At 54.6% G+C, this 15,066-nt stretch carries 13 protein-coding genes; 5 read left to right on the forward strand and 8 right to left on the reverse strand.

Features of this window, described 5'->3' with window-relative positions; translation table 11 throughout:
* The first annotated feature begins 203 nt into the window (after nt 1-203).
* Nucleotides 204-911, forward strand: a complete 708-nt coding sequence (locus HX884_RS05025; protein WP_013099390.1) for a FadR/GntR family transcriptional regulator — start codon at nt 204-206, stop codon at nt 909-911.
* A complete protein-coding gene (gene mdtD, locus HX884_RS05030) occupies nt 908-2,341 on the forward strand; it encodes a multidrug transporter subunit MdtD (protein WP_178327790.1) in 1,434 nt (477 codons plus the stop codon). The genes HX884_RS05025 and mdtD overlap by 4 nt, the downstream gene beginning before the upstream one ends.
* Here the strand turns inward: mdtD and rbsR are convergent.
* The 7 genes from rbsR to kup form a co-directional block, all read right to left on the reverse strand.
* Entirely contained in the window at nt 2,307-3,299 is a 993-nt protein-coding gene (gene rbsR, locus HX884_RS05035) for a ribose operon transcriptional repressor RbsR (RefSeq protein ID WP_013099392.1), read from the reverse strand. The two genes, mdtD and rbsR, sit on opposite strands and share 35 nt — an antisense overlap.
* Nucleotides 3,300-3,302: 3 nt before the next feature.
* The gene (gene rbsK / locus HX884_RS05040) at nt 3,303-4,232 is read right to left on the reverse strand and encodes a ribokinase (protein ID WP_038982504.1); all 930 of its coding nucleotides are present in this window, start codon (nt 4,230-4,232) and stop codon (nt 3,303-3,305) included.
* A 107-nt stretch (nt 4,233-4,339) separates the two neighbouring features.
* The gene (gene rbsB / locus HX884_RS05045; RefSeq protein WP_013099394.1) at nt 4,340-5,230 is read right to left on the reverse strand and encodes a ribose ABC transporter substrate-binding protein RbsB; all 891 of its coding nucleotides are present in this window, start codon (nt 5,228-5,230) and stop codon (nt 4,340-4,342) included.
* A gap of 27 nt (nt 5,231-5,257) precedes the next feature.
* On the reverse strand, nt 5,258-6,223 hold the full coding sequence (gene rbsC, locus HX884_RS05050) for a ribose ABC transporter permease (RefSeq protein ID WP_029883505.1): 966 nt from the start codon (nt 6,221-6,223) through the stop codon (nt 5,258-5,260).
* 4 nt (nt 6,224-6,227) lie between these two features.
* A complete protein-coding gene (rbsA, locus tag HX884_RS05055; protein WP_020690258.1) occupies nt 6,228-7,733 on the reverse strand; it encodes a ribose ABC transporter ATP-binding protein RbsA in 1,506 nt (501 codons plus the stop codon).
* A 7-nt stretch (nt 7,734-7,740) separates the two neighbouring features.
* Complete coding sequence (rbsD, locus tag HX884_RS05060) at nt 7,741-8,160, reverse strand: D-ribose pyranase (protein ID WP_058679268.1); 420 nt, start codon at nt 8,158-8,160, stop codon at nt 7,741-7,743.
* Between the two features lie 194 nt (nt 8,161-8,354).
* On the reverse strand, nt 8,355-10,223 hold the full coding sequence (gene kup / locus HX884_RS05065) for a low affinity potassium transporter Kup (RefSeq protein ID WP_013099398.1): 1,869 nt from the start codon (nt 10,221-10,223) through the stop codon (nt 8,355-8,357).
* A 223-nt stretch (nt 10,224-10,446) separates the two neighbouring features.
* On the opposite strand from kup, the gene ravA reads away from it, so the two are divergent.
* Together ravA and viaA are read left to right on the forward strand one after the other, a co-directional pair.
* Nucleotides 10,447-11,943 carry an ATPase RavA gene (gene ravA / locus HX884_RS05070; RefSeq protein WP_178327791.1) on the forward strand — a complete coding sequence of 499 codons (1,497 nt, stop codon included), beginning with the start codon at nt 10,447-10,449 and terminating at the stop codon, nt 11,941-11,943.
* Complete coding sequence (gene viaA / locus HX884_RS05075; protein ID WP_013099400.1) at nt 11,937-13,388, forward strand: ATPase RavA stimulator ViaA; 1,452 nt, start codon at nt 11,937-11,939, stop codon at nt 13,386-13,388. The genes ravA and viaA overlap by 7 nt, the downstream gene beginning before the upstream one ends.
* Here viaA and asnA read toward each other — a convergent pair whose 3' ends face one another.
* Complete coding sequence (asnA, locus tag HX884_RS05080) at nt 13,389-14,381, reverse strand: aspartate--ammonia ligase (protein WP_058661683.1); 993 nt, start codon at nt 14,379-14,381, stop codon at nt 13,389-13,391. It abuts the gene before it with no gap.
* A 151-nt stretch (nt 14,382-14,532) separates the two neighbouring features.
* Between asnA and asnC the strand changes: the two genes are divergently transcribed.
* Entirely contained in the window at nt 14,533-14,991 is a 459-nt protein-coding gene (asnC, locus tag HX884_RS05085) for a transcriptional regulator AsnC (protein ID WP_008500198.1), read from the forward strand.
* Nucleotides 14,992-15,066 lie beyond the last annotated feature (75 nt).

Raw genomic sequence — 15,066 nt, forward strand, 5'->3', positions numbered from 1 at the left:
CCGTTGTTCCGTGTCAGTGGAGGCGCATTATAGGGAGTTATTCTGAAGTGACAAGAGGAAATTTAAAAAAAGTTTCCGTCCGTGTTTTTTTTCACCAATAGCGATGAAATCAAGCTACAAAGTGTTCTATTTGATGTATCTGCAACCACAATCACATTCACGGTGGCATACTTATCGACAAGAATCATTAAGGAATAAAAGCAATGCCATTGAGCGCACAACAGCTGGCGGCCCAAAAAAACCTGTCTTATGTGCTGGCAGAAAAGCTGGCTCAGCTGATTTTAGCGGGTAAATATGCCCCGGGTAGCATCCTGCCGGGCGAAATGGAGCTGGGCGAGCAGTTTGGCGTGAGTCGTACCGCCGTTCGCGAAGCAGTGAAAACCTTAACAGCAAAAGGCATGGTGCTACCGCGCCCGCGCATTGGCACGCGGGTAATGCCACAAAGCAACTGGAACTTCCTCGATCAGGAACTTCTCTCCTGGTGGATGACAGAAGACAACTTCAATCAGGTCGTCGATCACTTTCTGGTGATGCGCAGCAGTCTTGAGCCGCAGGCCTGCCTGCTTGCCGCCACGCTCGGGACAGCCGAACAAAAAGCCCAGCTCAACACTTTAATGGAAGAGATGGTGTTCCTGAAAAAGCACTTCAACCGCGAGCGCTGGGTTGAGGTCGATATGGCCTGGCATGAACATATCTATATGATGAGCGCCAATCCGTTCCTTACCTCTTTTGCTTCTTTATTCCATTCGGTGTACCACACCTACTTTACCTCTATTACTCAGGACGAAGTGGTGAAGCTGGATCTGCATCAGGCCATTGTCGATGCCATTCAGGAGAGCGACGGGCAACGAGCCCTGAGCGCGTGCCAGGCGTTACTGGCCGCGCCAACCCACCAGCAGGTGAATAAATGACAAAGAAAAAAGCACGCAGCATGGCCGGGCTGCCATGGATTGCAGCCATGGCGTTCTTTATGCAGGCACTGGATGCCACCATCCTCAACACCGCACTTCCCCCCATTGCGCAAAGCCTTAATCGATCGCCGCTGGCGATGCAGTCCGCCATCATCAGTTACACCCTGACGGTTGCAATGTTGATCCCGGTGAGCGGCTGGCTGGCCGATCGCTTCGGCACCCGTCGCGTATTTATGTTGGCCGTAACGCTCTTTACGCTCGGTTCGCTGGCCTGTGCATTATCATCCTCTCTGACCGAACTGGTTATCTTCCGCGTCCTGCAGGGAATTGGCGGCGCGATGATGATGCCCGTGGCGCGCCTGGCACTTTTGCGCGCCTATCCGCGCAGTGAATTGCTTCCCGTACTCAACTTCGTCACCATGCCCGGCCTGGTCGGCCCGATACTTGGCCCGGTGCTGGGCGGTGTGTTTGTCACCTGGGCCAGCTGGCACTGGATCTTCCTGATTAATATTCCAATTGGCGTAGCAGGGCTGCTGTATGCCCGCAAATATATGCCGAACTTCACCACGCCAAGACGCAGTTTCGATATGGGTGGTTTTTTCCTGTTTGGTCTGAGCCTGGTATTGTTCTCCAGCGGGATGGAGCTGTTTGGTGAGAAGATAGTGGCAACATGGCTTGCGCTGGCTGTCATTCTTGGCGGTATTTTGCTGTTCCTTCTTTATATACGTCATGCACGCCGTCACCCGACACCGCTGATCTCGCTGTCTCTCTTTGATACGCGCACTTTCTCGGTAGGTATCGCGGGGAATATTGCTTCGCGCCTGGGGACGGGCTGCGTACCGTTTTTGATGCCTCTGATGCTGCAGGTCGGTTTCGGCTATCCGGCTCTGATAGCCGGCTGCATGATGGCGCCCACGGCAATGGGCTCAATTCTGGCCAAATCAACCGTCACGCAGGTGCTGCGCTGGTTTGGCTATCGGAAGACGCTGGTTGGCGTAACGGTCTTTATCGGGCTGATGATCGCGCAGTTCTCGCTACAATCTGCCTCGCTTCCCGTCTGGATGCTGATCCTGCCGCTGTTTGTGCTGGGTATGGCAATGTCAACGCAGTTTACGTCGATGAACACGATTACTCTCGCGGATCTGACTGACGACAACGCCAGTAGTGGCAACAGCGTGCTGGCGGTGACTCAACAGTTATCAATCAGCCTTGGGGTGGCTGTCAGTGCCGCGGTACTGCGGTTCTATGAAGGTTTTGACAGCGCGAACACAGTCGAGCAGTTCCACTATACCTTTATCACGATGGGCGTACTTACCGTCGTTTCAGCGCTGGTGTTTATGTTGTTAAAACCGAAAGATGGTCGAAACCTGATTAAAGAACGCCACAAAACAAAAGCTAAACCGAACCCCGTTCCATCAGAACAGGAGTAAGCTGCAGACGTTGCTGCTGCAGCGTGGGCTGCGCCATTCGGTGGATTAATACATCAATGGCCAGCTCACCCAGTTCATCTTTTGGCTGATGGATCGTGGTCAGCGGCGGGGTCATGTAGCTGGCCAGTTCGATATCATCGTAGCCAATCACCGCCATATCGTCAGGAATACGCAATCCCGCCTGGTACAACGCCTTATACGCCCCAAATGCCATGGCATCGTTGCCAATAAAGACGGCCTGCGGGCGCGGAGTCTGCGCCAGCAATGTCTGCATCGCCTCGAAACCGCCCTGAAATTCAAAATCGCCGGTAATACGGTAACCCTCCGGAACCGCGAGTCCCGCCCGAGCCATCGCGGAAAGGTATCCCTCCAGACGCAAACGCGCCGGGGTTTTATCCAGCGGGCCAGTAATGCAGGCGATGCGGGTATGGCCTTTGTCGATCAGATACTGGGTTGCCATATCTCCGCCCAGCAGGGAGTTATCCTGAATCAGATCGCTGGTCCCGTCGAACGGCGCCCAGTCCATCATCACCGTGGGGATAGACGGATAACGCTGAATGATCTCTTTCGAGGGTTGATGCGTTTCGGTACACAGCAGCAGTAATCCGTCGACGCGTTTTTGCATCAGCGTCTCCAGATTACGGTTCATGCGCTGCTCATCCCCTTCGGTATTGCACAGCACCAGACTGTAGCCGCGTTCGAAGCAGCTGCGTTCCACCCCGCGGACAAGTTCAGAATAAAAGGGATTCGTACTGGCGGTGATCAGCATGCCAATGGTGCGCGTCTGGTTGAGCTTCAGGCTGCGGGCCAGCGCAGACGGCGCATAGTTGAGATCTTTCACTGCGGCTTCGACTTTCTCCCGAATCGCCTCGCTGACAAAGCGATCGTTATTAATGACGTGGGAGACTGTCGACGTAGAAACGCCCGCCAGGCGGGCGACATCTTTCATTGTGGCCAAGCGTTACCCCTGCTGACTTAAGAATTCGTCGATCTCTTTACGCCACGGAACGGAGGGCTGGGCACCTTTGCGCGTGACGGCGATAGCCGCAGCAGCATGCGCAAAGCGGATAGCATCATCCATTCCCTTTCCTTCCAGCAGCGCTGTCACCAATGCTCCGTTAAACGTATCGCCTGCCGCGATGGTGTCAATCGCCTTGACCTTAAAGCCCGGCACGCGACGGCCTTCGCCGTTTACGCTTGCCCACACGCCGCGGCTACCGAGGGTAATGATAACGGTGCCGATGCCTTTATCGTGCAGCGCTTTCGCGGCACGCGCTGCGTCATCATCATTTTCAACACGAATGCCCGTCAGTTTTTCCGCTTCGGTTTCGTTCGGTGTAATGATGTCCACCCGCGCCAGCAGTTCGTCTGATAATACACGGGCAGGCGCAGGATTAAGTACGACAGTGGTATGATTTTGATGCGCAATGTCAGCGGCCGCCAGTACGCTTTCTACGGGCGATTCCAGCTGCATCAGTAACGCGTCGGCATTAGCGATAAGCTCGCGCTGTGCTTCAACGCGGTCCGTCGTAAGACGGGCATTCGCGCCAGCATGAATACCGATGACATTCTCACCTTCCGCGTTGACGAAAATCAGCGCCACGCCGGTCGATTCCCCTGCAACAACGCTGACTGGCGCAACATCGATGTTATCGCTGGCGAGCTGTTTACGCACGCGCTCACCGGTATCATCATCACCTGTACAGGCGATAAACGCGATATTTGCCCCACTGCGTCCTGCTGCAACCGCCTGGTTGGCACCTTTACCGCCAAATGCCACCTGATAATGGTTGCCGGTGACGGTTTCGCCCGGCGTCGGGAAGGATTCAAGGTTAAGAATGTGATCGGCATTGATACTGCCAAGGACGACGAGGTTGCCTGCGGTTTTCATGGTTGAGCTGTCCATCTGAGAGCGCCACCGGTGTTACCCGGTGGCGTATGCCACACTTTTCTTTATTGGTGTCCCTCAGGCAGCCAGCGACTGCCTGAATCGCCTTTTTACTGCTTGATGACCAGTTTCAGGTCAACTGGATATTTAGCCTGAACTTTTTCGCCCTTCAGCACTTTGTCAGCAGTCTGCACGCCAGTCGCGCCGATCTGCTCAGGCAGCTGAGCGATGGTCGCCGCCAGTTTGCCATCATTTACCGCTTTTTCTCCATCTGGTGTGCCGTCAAATCCGACAACCATCACATCAGATTTACCTGCAGTCTGCAGGGCACGCAGCGCGCCGAGCGCCATTTCGTCGTTCTGTGCGAACACCGCCTGCACGTCTGGGTGCGCGGTCAGCAGGTTCTGCATGACGTTCAGACCTTTAGTACGGTCGAAGTCAGCAGGCTGGCTGGCCAGGACGTTAAATTTGTGAGCCGCAACCGCCTGCTGGAAACCTTCGCCACGTTCGCGGGCTGCGGACGTACCGGCAATCCCCTGCAGTTCGATAACTTTCGCGCCTTCACCTGCTTTCTTCGCGATGTAGTCACCCGCGATTTTACCGCCCAGCACGTTATCAGACGCAATGTGGCTCACAACGTCGCCTTTCGTTGCCTGACGGTCCAGGGTGATCACCGGGATCTTCGCCTGGTTTGCCATCTTAACGGCGTTACCCACCGCGTCAGAATCGGTTGGGTTGATCAGCAGGATTTTGGTGCCGCGAACGGTTAAGTCCTGCACGTTAGCCAGCTCTTTCGCCGGGTTGTTCTGTGAATCCAGCACCACCAGGTTGTAGCCCAGTTTGTCGGCTTCTTTCTGTGCGCCATCCTTCAGGGAGACGAAGAACGGGTTGTTCAGCGTGGAGATAACCAGCGCGATGGTGTCTTTCGCCATAGCGTTAGCACTTACGGTTGCGCTCAGCGCGACAGCAGAAACCAGGGTAGCCAGTTTTTTCATGTTCATATCTAAGATGTCCTGTAGTGTCGTCAGTTACTGTTTTTTGTTGTCTACCAGGACCGCCAGCAAAATCACCACTGCTTTAACGATCATCTGGTAATAGGAGGAAACACCTAACAAATTCAAACCATTATTCAGGAAACCGAGAATCAGTGCGCCGATCAATGTCCCAACAATGCGACCTTTACCGCCCGCAAGACTCGTACCGCCCAGAACCACTGCCGCAATGGCATCCAGCTCATACCCCGTACCCGCCGTTGGCTGCGCGGAAGAGAGGCGCGCCACTTCGATGATGCCCGCCAGAGAGGCCAGCAAACCGCACAGTGAGTAAACGATAATTTTAACTTTGTTGACGCTGATACCGGACAGACGCGTTGCCGCTTCGTTACCGCCCAGTGCATAAATATAGCGGCCCAGACGCGTGTGGTGCAGCATGTACCACGCCGCCAGGAAGACGATGGCCATGATCCAGACCGGCGTCGGGATACCCAGCGGGCGACCGATACCGAACCAGCCAAACAGATCGGCGTTGTCCGTAAAGCCGGTGTTAACCGGGCTGCCGTTGGTATACACCATGGTGACACCGCGCAGCAGCAGCATCATGACCAGCGTCGCAATAAACGCCTGAACACGACCTTTCGCCACAATAACCCCGGTGACAGCACCAATTGCCGCACCCAGCGCCAGCGCAGCGGCAACGGCCACCAGCGCGTTGACCTCAATCCCGACGATTGAAGCAGCAACCGCACCGGTGAGCGCCAGCAGGGAACCGACGGACAGATCGATACCCGATGTCAGGATCACCAGCGTCATCCCGACCGCCATAATGGCGTTCACGGAGGTCTGCTGAAGAATGTTGAACAGGTTATTAACGGTGAAGAAATTGGGGCTCATGGTCGACACAATCGCGATCAGCACCAGCAGGGCAATCAGCGATTTTTGTTCCATCAGCCATGCCTTTGTGAAATAACGGCGACCAGAAACAGCCTGGGTAGTCATCTTCTTACTCCTGATTCACGCGATTAAGCTTGCCCACAGCGGCAGCCATCAGAACTTCCTGGGTGGCCTGCTCGCGAGTGAATTCACCGCCGAGATGCCCTTCATGCATGACGATAATGCGATCGCTCATGCCTAATACCTCTGGCATCTCGGAAGAGACCAGAATGATGCTCAGACCGTCGGCCTTGAACTGGTTAATCAGCTGATAGATCTCTTTTTTGGCCCCTACGTCCACGCCGCGGGTAGGTTCATCAAGGATCAACACTTTCGGGCGCGTCATCAGCCCGCGTGCAATCGCCACTTTCTGTTGATTACCGCCGGACAGCAGGCCAATCGCCTGTTCCATCGAGGGGGTTTTCACATTAAAGAGGCGGATAAAATCGCTGACTGCCTGCTGTTCATCTTTATGTTTCAGGCTGCCGCCGCTGCGGCTGAAATAGCGCAGGGCGGTAAGAGACATGTTCTCTTTCACCGACATGCCCAGCACTAAGCCGTCGCGCTTACGGTCTTCGGAGATATAAACAATACCATTCGCCAGGCCATCCTGCGGAGAGCGCGTCACCACTTCATGCCCGTCGAGAGTGACATAACCGCTGGATCGCGGCAGCGCACCGTACAGCACTTTCATCAGCTCGGTACGGCCGGCGCCCATTAGCCCTGCCACGCCAAGAATTTCCCCTTTGCGCAGGGTAAAGGAGACATTATCCACGCCCGGGCCACAGAGATTATCCACCTTCAGGCGGATCTCACCCGGTGCTTTGTCGAGGTGCGGGTATTGATCTTCGAGCTTGCGTCCCACCATCATTTCGATAAGCGTATCTTCCGTCAGCGATGCCACTTCACGCTCGGCAATAAACTGCCCGTCGCGGAAGACGGTAACGTCGTCGCAGATCTCGAAAATCTCTTTCATACGGTGAGAGATATAGACAATTCCACGTCCCTGCGATTTCAGCTCGCGGATGACGCGGAACAGGGATTCGGTTTCGGTATCGGTCAGGGCGTCCGTCGGTTCATCCATAATGATGACCTTCGACTCAAAGCTCAGCACTTTCGCGATCTCCACCATCTGCTGGTCGCCAATGGAGAGTTCGCCCACCAGGCGGTCGCTTTTGAAGCGCAGGTTCAGCTTCGCCAGCAGCTTATCCGCTTCGGCATACATCGTTTTCCAGTCAATTTTGCCAAACCGGTTAACAAATTCGCGGCCAAGGAAGATGTTCTCCGCAATAGTGAGCTGCGGGATCAGGTTCAGTTCCTGGTGAATAATGCCGATCCCCGCTTCCTGCGAGGCTTTTGGACCGCTGAAGGTGGTCTCTTTACCCAGCCACAAAAGTGAACCGGCATCGCGTTGATAGATACCGGTCAGCACTTTCATCATGGTGGATTTGCCGGCGCCATTCTCGCCCACCAGCGCCATTACGCGTCCGGCATAAACGTTCAGCGCCGCGCCAGAAAGGGCTTTTACGCCCGGGAACGATTTATCGATCCCTTTAAGTTGCAGTAATGCGTCCATGATGGCCTCAGAAGGTGACGCCAGCACAGAGAATGATATTCGCATACGGGGAACACTCCCCGCTGCGAATCACCGCCTGACTGTCTGCGGTTTGTTGTTTGAACTGTTCGTGCGTTGTGTAACGAATTTCTATGGTGTTTCCCTGGTGTTGTTGCAGTTGCTCAATGTGATTGAGCAACGTTTCGTGGAGTTGCGGATTATGTTGTTTGATTTCCGCTGCGAGAATAGCCGCCTCAACCTGCATCTCCGCGGTCACTACATCCAGTACCTGCATAAACGAGGGCACGCCCTGCGTTAACGCCATATCAATACGGGTTGTGCTGCGCGGAACCGGTAAGCCTGCATCGCAAACCACCAGCGTATCGGTATGCCCAAGACGGGAAATAACCGACGAGATTTCTGAGTTGAGAACCGTGCCTTTCTTCATTTTCTTGCTCCACTAGCGAAACGTTTCGCTGAAATCAGTTTAGTCTTAAGAGTGTTCAGAAAACCACCATGACGTAACAGAATTGTGATCGGTGTCGAAACGTTTCGCTAAGTGAAATGAGACGTAAATTTTGGCGGGAATATTGAGTATGAGTAGGCCGGGTAAGCGAAGCGCCACCCGGCATTTTAAGGAGCTTAAATCTCGACCTGGGTTCCCAGCTCGATCACGCGGTTAGGCGGGATCTCAAACTGGTCCGGCGCACGAAGGGCGTTTCGCTGCAGAATAAGATACAGCTTGCCGCGCAGGCGCAAATACCACGGACGTTTACCGATAATCAGCGACTCATGCGACATAAAGAACGATGTTTCCATCATGCGGCAGCTTAAGCCTTCCAAACCGCAGCGGTGGAAGACCTCTTCCACGTTCGGCGTCTCACGCCAGCCGTAGCTCGCCACCACGCGCCAGAAGGTTGGCGACAGTTGCTCAATTTGAACACGGCGCACATTGTGAACATACGGTGCATCTTCGGTGCGCAGGGTCAGCAGGATAACCCGCTCATGCAGCACCTTGTTGTGCTTGAGGTTATGCATCAATGCGAACGGAATAACGTTCAACGCACGAGACATATACACCGCCGTGCCCGGTACGCGAACCGGTGGTGATTTCTCCAGCGAGGCAATCATCGCCTCCAGGGAGTTTCCGTGTTCATGCATACGACGCAGCAGACGGAAACGCTCGCTTTTCCACGTGGTCATCACAATGAACATCAACAGACCAAGCGTCAGCGGCAGCCAGCCGCCGGAGACAATCTTATCGAGGTTTGCCGAGAACAGCGGTACGTCGATGCACAGGAAGCCCACCAGAATCATCGCCACGAGGAACTTGTTCCAGTGCCAGTTTCGGTACGCCACCGTGGTGGAAAGAAGCGATGTCAGCACCATGGTGCCTGTTACCGCAATACCGTACGCCGCGGCCAGGTTGCTGGAGTGCTCAAAGCTGACGATCACGATCACCACAGCAAAATAGAGCAGCCAGTTAACAAACGGGATGTAGATCTGGCCTGACTCCATCTCTGAGGTATGGATGATACGCATGGGAGAGAGATACCCCAGACGCACGGCCTGGCGCGTCAGAGAGAACACGCCGGAAATGACCGCCTGAGAAGCGATAACGGTGGCCAGCGTGGCCAGAATAAGCATCGGCACCAGCGCCCAATCCGGGGCCAGCAGGAAGAAGGGGTTTTTAATCGCTTCCGGGTTTTTCAGCAGCAGCGCCCCCTGCCCGAAGTAGTTCAATACAAGCGATGGCAGGACAACTAAAAACCACGCCACGCGAATCGGCAGTTTGCCGAAGTGCCCCATATCTGCATACAGCGCTTCAACACCGGTAATAGAGAGCACAACGGCGCCGAGCGCCACGAAGGAAACGACTTTGTATTCAAGGAAGAAATGGATAGCCCAGTATGGGTTCAGCGCCTGCAGAACCTCCGGGTTGCCAATAACTCCGCGCAAACCGAGCGCCGCCAGAATCAGGAACCAGGCCAGCATAATCGGTGCGAACAGTTTCCCCACCAGCCCGGTACCGTGCTTCTGGATAATAAACAGCAACGTCAGAACGATTATCGCCAGCGGAACCACCCACGTATCAAGCTGCGGTGCGATAATCTCAAGCCCCTCAATCGCCGAAAGCACCGAGATAGCAGGCGTGATGACCACTTCCCCATAGAAGAAGCTGCCACCAATCAGGCCAATAATAACCAGTACCGACGTCATTCTGGCCGAGGTGTTGCGCCCCGCAAGGGACATCAGGGTCAGGATCCCCCCCTCACCTGCGTTATCTGCACGCATCACAAAGGAGAGGTATTTAACAGAAACCACCAGGATCAGCAGCCAGAAGATGAGGGACAGGAAGCCAAATACGGCATCGCGTTCAACACCAAAGCCAAACTGGCCGGACAGACATTCACGAAGCGTATAAAGCGGGCTGGTGCCGATATCACCGTAGACAACCCCGATCGCCGCAAGCGTAATTGCGGGTAATGATTGCTTATTATCAGTGCTCATAGACTAGTCTTTTCGTTTAAATAACAAATGTGTTCCTGTTCCCTTGGTCCACAAAAAGCGCACAGTATGCACGATTCGTTGCAAAATCGAACCCCTAAATGCAACCGCATTAATGTAGCGCAAAGAAAATTGCGCCGCACTTCAGCCTATTACCAGCCCTGACTGAAACGTCTATACTCGCTTCAATTAGCCGCCACGACGGCGAAAGGATGCAAAAACTATTATGGCTCACTCACATTTATTAGCAGAAAGAATTTCCCGTCTCAGCAGCGCACTGGAGAAAGGTCTTTTCGAACGCAGTCACGCCATACGCCTCTGTTTACTGGCGGCGTTGAGCGGTGAAAGCGTATTTCTGCTTGGCCCGCCGGGCATTGCCAAAAGCCTGATTGCCCGTAGGCTGAAATTTGCCTTTCAGAATGCACGCGCCTTCGAATACCTGATGACCCGCTTTTCCACCCCTGAAGAAGTTTTCGGCCCGCTGTCCATCCAGGCGCTGAAAGATGAGGGGCGTTATCAACGCCTTACCGAGGGGTATCTGCCGGAAGCAGAGATTGTTTTTCTCGATGAGATCTGGAAAGCGGGACCGGCCATTCTGAATACCCTGCTCACGGCGATTAACGAACGCCGGTTCCGTAACGGCGCCAGCGAAGAGAAAATCCCGATGCGCCTGCTGGTGGCCGCCTCGAACGAACTTCCCGAGGCCGACAGCAGCCTTGAAGCGCTGTATGACCGCATGCTGATCCGCCTGTGGCTGGACAAAGTGCAGGATAAATCGAACTTCCGCTCCATGCTGACCAGCCAGCAGGATGAAAATGAAAACCCGGTAGCCGCTTCACTACAGGTCACGGACGAGGAGTATCAGCAGTGGCAGGTGGATATCGGCAAAATCACACTGCCGGACGCGGTCTTTGAGTTGATCTACCAGCTCCGTCAGCAGCTTGATCTCCTTCCTTCTGCACCTTATGTTTCCGACCGTCGCTGGAAAAAAGCAATTCGTCTGCTGCAGGCCAGCGCCCTGTTCAGCGGGCGCGACGCGGTTGCCCCTATCGATCTGATCCTGCTGAAAGACTGCCTCTGGCACGATGCCGAAGGGATGAATCTGATGCAGCAGCAGCTTGAAATATTGATGACCGGACACGCCTGGGGCCAGCAATCAATGCTCAACCAGCTTGGGGCGATAGCCCAACGGCGCATTCAGCTACAGCAGCAGCAAAGTGATAAAACCGCGCTGAAGGTGAACCGTCTTGGCGGCATGTTCGCCCGTAAACCGCACTACGAACTGCCCGCTGAGCTGACCAGCCCAACGCTGACGCTGCTTCTCCAGCAGCCGCTTAAACTCCATGACATGCAGGTTGTGCACATTACGCTTGAGCGTGACGCGCTGGCCCAGTGGCTTGATAAGGGCGGAGAGATCCGCGGTAAGCTTAACGGTATAGGCTTTGCACAGCCGCTGAATATGGAAGTGGACAGCAGTCAGCAACTGGTGATCCGCGACGTAAGCCTGCAGGGGTCACGCCTTGCCCTCCCGGGAAGCGCCTCTGACAGCATTCCGGAAGAGATCACGCAGCAGCTGGAGGCGCTGGATACCGAATGGCATCAGCAGCATACGCGCTTCAGCGAACAGCAAAAGTGCCTCTTTATTCACAGCGACTGGTTAGGTCGCATTGAAGCCAGCCTGCAGGATGTGAGCGCGCAGATCAAACAGGCTCGTCAATGCTAACGCTGGATACGCTTAACGTCATGCTGGCCGTCAGCGAAGATGGGTTGATCGAAGAGGTGATCATTACTCTTCTGGCGTCTCCTCAGCTGGCGGCTTTTTTTGAAAAATTCCCGAAGCTAAAAAAAGCGATGACGGACGATCTCCCGCGCTGGCGGGACAACCTGCGACAGCGGTTTAAAGAGACCGAAGTGCCACAGGAGTTAACCGAAGAGGTGGCCTGCTATCAGCAGTGCCAGCGGCTTTCCACGTCGCAGTTTATTGTTCAGATCCCGCAAACCCTGACGTTACTCGATAAAGTACACTCCCCGTTTGCCAGCCAGGCCCGGGCGCTGGTCACCGATAACGCCACCTTCACCCCCGCCTTACACACACTCTTTTTACAGCGCTGGCGCCTCAGCCTTGTGGTTCAGGCCACGACGCTGAACCAGCAACTGCTGGATGAAGAGCGTGAACAATTGCTCAGCGAAGTTCAGGAACGCATGACCTTAAGCGGTCAGCTGGAGCAGGTACTGGTAGAGAATGAAAACGCAGCCGGACGTCTCTGGGATATGAGTGCAGGCCAAATCAGGCGTGGGGATTATCAGCTGATTGTCCGGTATGGTGATTTCCTGGCGCAGCAGCCCGAGCTGATGAAGCTTGCGGAACAGCTGGGTCGCTCAAGGGAGGCTAAATCGGTCCCAAAGAAGGATGCCCCGATGGAAACCTTCCGCACCCTGGTGCGGGAACCGGCCACCGTGCCGGAACAGGTGGATGGGCTCCAGCAAAGCGATGACATTTTACGCCTGCTGCCTACGGAGCTGAGCACGCTCGGGATGACCGAGCTGGAATATGAGTTTTATCGTCGGCTGGTGGAAAAACAGCTTCTGACCTATCGCCTGCATGGCGAAGCCTGGCGCGAAAAAATCAGCCAACGTCCGGTGGTCCATCAGGATTTTGATGAGCAACCGCGCGGCCCATTTATTGTTTGTGTGGATACATCTGGCTCGATGGGCGGTTTCAACGAACAGTGTGCCAAAGCGTTCTGCCTGGCGCTGATGCGCGTGGCGCTCGCTGACCGGCGTCGCTGCTTTATCATGCTCTTTTCCAGCGAAGTGGTCAGCTATGAGCTGACCCATCAGCAGGGTATTGAGCAGGCGATCCGCTTTTTAAGCCAGCGTTTTCGCGGCGGTACCGATCTGGCGAGCTGTTTTCGCAGCATTGTGGAACGTATGCAGGGCGGCGACTGGTACGACGCTGACGCGGTGGTGATTTCCGATTTTATTGCCCAGCGGCTGCCGGATGACGTGGTGAATAAAGTGAAGGAGTTACAGCGGGTGCATCAGCACCGTTTCCACGCAGTGGCGATGTCCGCCCATGGAAAACCCGGCATCATGCGCATCTTCGATCATATCTGGCGCTTTGATACCGGGTTGCGTAGCCGCCTGCTCAGACGCTGGCAGCGTTAATTACAGAAGCGAGCTGACGCTTTCGCGTACCTGCTGCGGCCAGACACCACACTGCACCTGACCAATATGCGACAGTTGCAGCAGCAGCATGGTCAAACGGGACTGGCCGATGCCGCCGCCAATGGTCTGCGGCATCTCACCGCGCAGCAGCGCCTGGTGCCATTCCAGCGTGAGACGATCTTCATCACCGGTCACCGCCAGCTGGCGTTTCAGCGCATCAGCATCCACGCGGATCCCCATTGAGGAGAGTTCAAACGCATCTTCCAGCACGGGGTTCCAGACCAGAATATCGCCGTTCAGTCCAGCAAATTCGCCCTCGCTCATGGTGCTCCAGTCATCATAATCCGGTGCACGAACGTCATGACGTTTACCATCCGACAGCTTACCGCCGATCCCCATCAGGAAGACGGCACCCAGTTCTTTAGCGATCGCACGTTCACGACCTTTAGCATCCAGATCCGGGAAACGACTCAGCAACTCCTGGCTGTGAATAAAGTGGATCGATTCCGGCAGGAACGGTGCCAGACCAAACTCTTTGCTTACGGCCGCTTCGGTCGCTTTGATCCCGGCGTAGATCGCCTCAACGGTGGATTTCAGCGTGCCGACATGGCGCTCGCCATCACCCATTACGCGCTCCCAGTCCCACTGGTCAACGTAAACGGAGTGAATGGCAGACAGGCGGTCTTCATCGGGGCGGAGGGCTTTCATGTGCGTGTAAAGCCCTTCACCCGCGCTGAAGTCGTGCTGTCCCAGGGTTTGACGCTTCCATTTCGCGAGGGAATGAACCACTTCGAACTGGGCGTCTGGCAGTGTTTTCACTTTCACCTGCACCGCTTTTTCGCATCCGGACAAGTTATCCTGCGTCCCATCACCCACGCGGCTGAGAATCGGTGCCTGAACTTCAATCAGACCCAGCTTCTCTTCCAGCTGGCGGGAAAAATGGGATTTAACGAAACTGATCTGGCGTTGTTTTGCGATATAAGCGGTTTTCATTATTTATACTCCTGCGTCCTGTTGGTATTGATTAAGCAACAGAAAAGGCATTCAATTCAATAATCAAACAACAAAAAGCCACCTTCACTTTTGATTCGTTAAAATTTAACGCTAGAATAGAGTGATTCATTAATCTTCATAAGAAAAAGCTATGGAAAATTATCAGATCGATAATCTGGACCGCGGCATCCTGGAGGCGTTAATGGCCAATGCCCGTACCGCCTATGCCGAACTGGCGAAGCAGTTTGGCGTCAGCCCGGGGACGATTCATGTTCGTGTAGAAAAGATGAAACAGGCGGGGATCATTACCGGGGCACGTATTGATGTCAGCCCAAAACAGCTGGGTTATGACGTCTGCTGCTTTATTGGCATTATTCTTAAAAGCGCAAAAGATTATCCTTCCGCGCTGGCGAAGCTGAACGCGCTCGATGAAGTCACAGAGGCGTACTACACCACCGGCCACTACAGCATCTTTATCAAGGTGATGTGCCGTTCCATCGACGCCCTGCAGCAGGTACTTATCAACAAGATCCAAACAATCGATGAAATTCAGTCCACCGAGACGTTGATCTCCCTGCAAAACCCGATCATGCGTACCATTCGCCCCTGATCGGGCAAATCCATACCCACATTTTCCACAGGTAGATCCCAGCCCGTTCACAGCGTACAATGGCCCCCTCTTTAT

Origin of the sequence: Enterobacter sp. SECR19-1250, from assembly GCF_013391025.1 — a bacterium.
Lineage (GTDB): Bacteria > Pseudomonadota > Gammaproteobacteria > Enterobacterales > Enterobacteriaceae > Enterobacter > Enterobacter cloacae.

Coding starts and splice junctions, on each gene's coding strand:
- HX884_RS05025 (WP_013099390.1), top strand. CDS start 204: ATGCCATTGAGCGCACAACAGCTGGCGGCCCAAAAAAACCTGTCTTAT.
- mdtD (WP_178327790.1), top strand. CDS start 908: ATGACAAAGAAAAAAGCACGCAGCATGGCCGGGCTGCCATGGATTGCA.
- rbsK (WP_038982504.1), bottom strand. CDS start 4,232: ATGAAAACCGCAGGCAACCTCGTCGTCCTTGGCAGTATCAATGCCGAT.
- rbsB (WP_013099394.1), bottom strand. CDS start 5,230: ATGAACATGAAAAAACTGGCTACCCTGGTTTCTGCTGTCGCGCTGAGC.
- rbsC (WP_029883505.1), bottom strand. CDS start 6,223: ATGACTACCCAGGCTGTTTCTGGTCGCCGTTATTTCACAAAGGCATGG.
- rbsA (WP_020690258.1), bottom strand. CDS start 7,733: ATGGACGCATTACTGCAACTTAAAGGGATCGATAAATCGTTCCCGGGC.
- rbsD (WP_058679268.1), bottom strand. CDS start 8,160: ATGAAGAAAGGCACGGTTCTCAACTCAGAAATCTCGTCGGTTATTTCC.
- kup (WP_013099398.1), bottom strand. CDS start 10,223: ATGAGCACTGATAATAAGCAATCATTACCCGCAATTACGCTTGCGGCG.
- ravA (WP_178327791.1), top strand. CDS start 10,447: ATGGCTCACTCACATTTATTAGCAGAAAGAATTTCCCGTCTCAGCAGC.
- viaA (WP_013099400.1), top strand. CDS start 11,937: ATGCTAACGCTGGATACGCTTAACGTCATGCTGGCCGTCAGCGAAGAT.
- asnA (WP_058661683.1), bottom strand. CDS start 14,381: ATGAAAACCGCTTATATCGCAAAACAACGCCAGATCAGTTTCGTTAAA.
- asnC (WP_008500198.1), top strand. CDS start 14,533: ATGGAAAATTATCAGATCGATAATCTGGACCGCGGCATCCTGGAGGCG.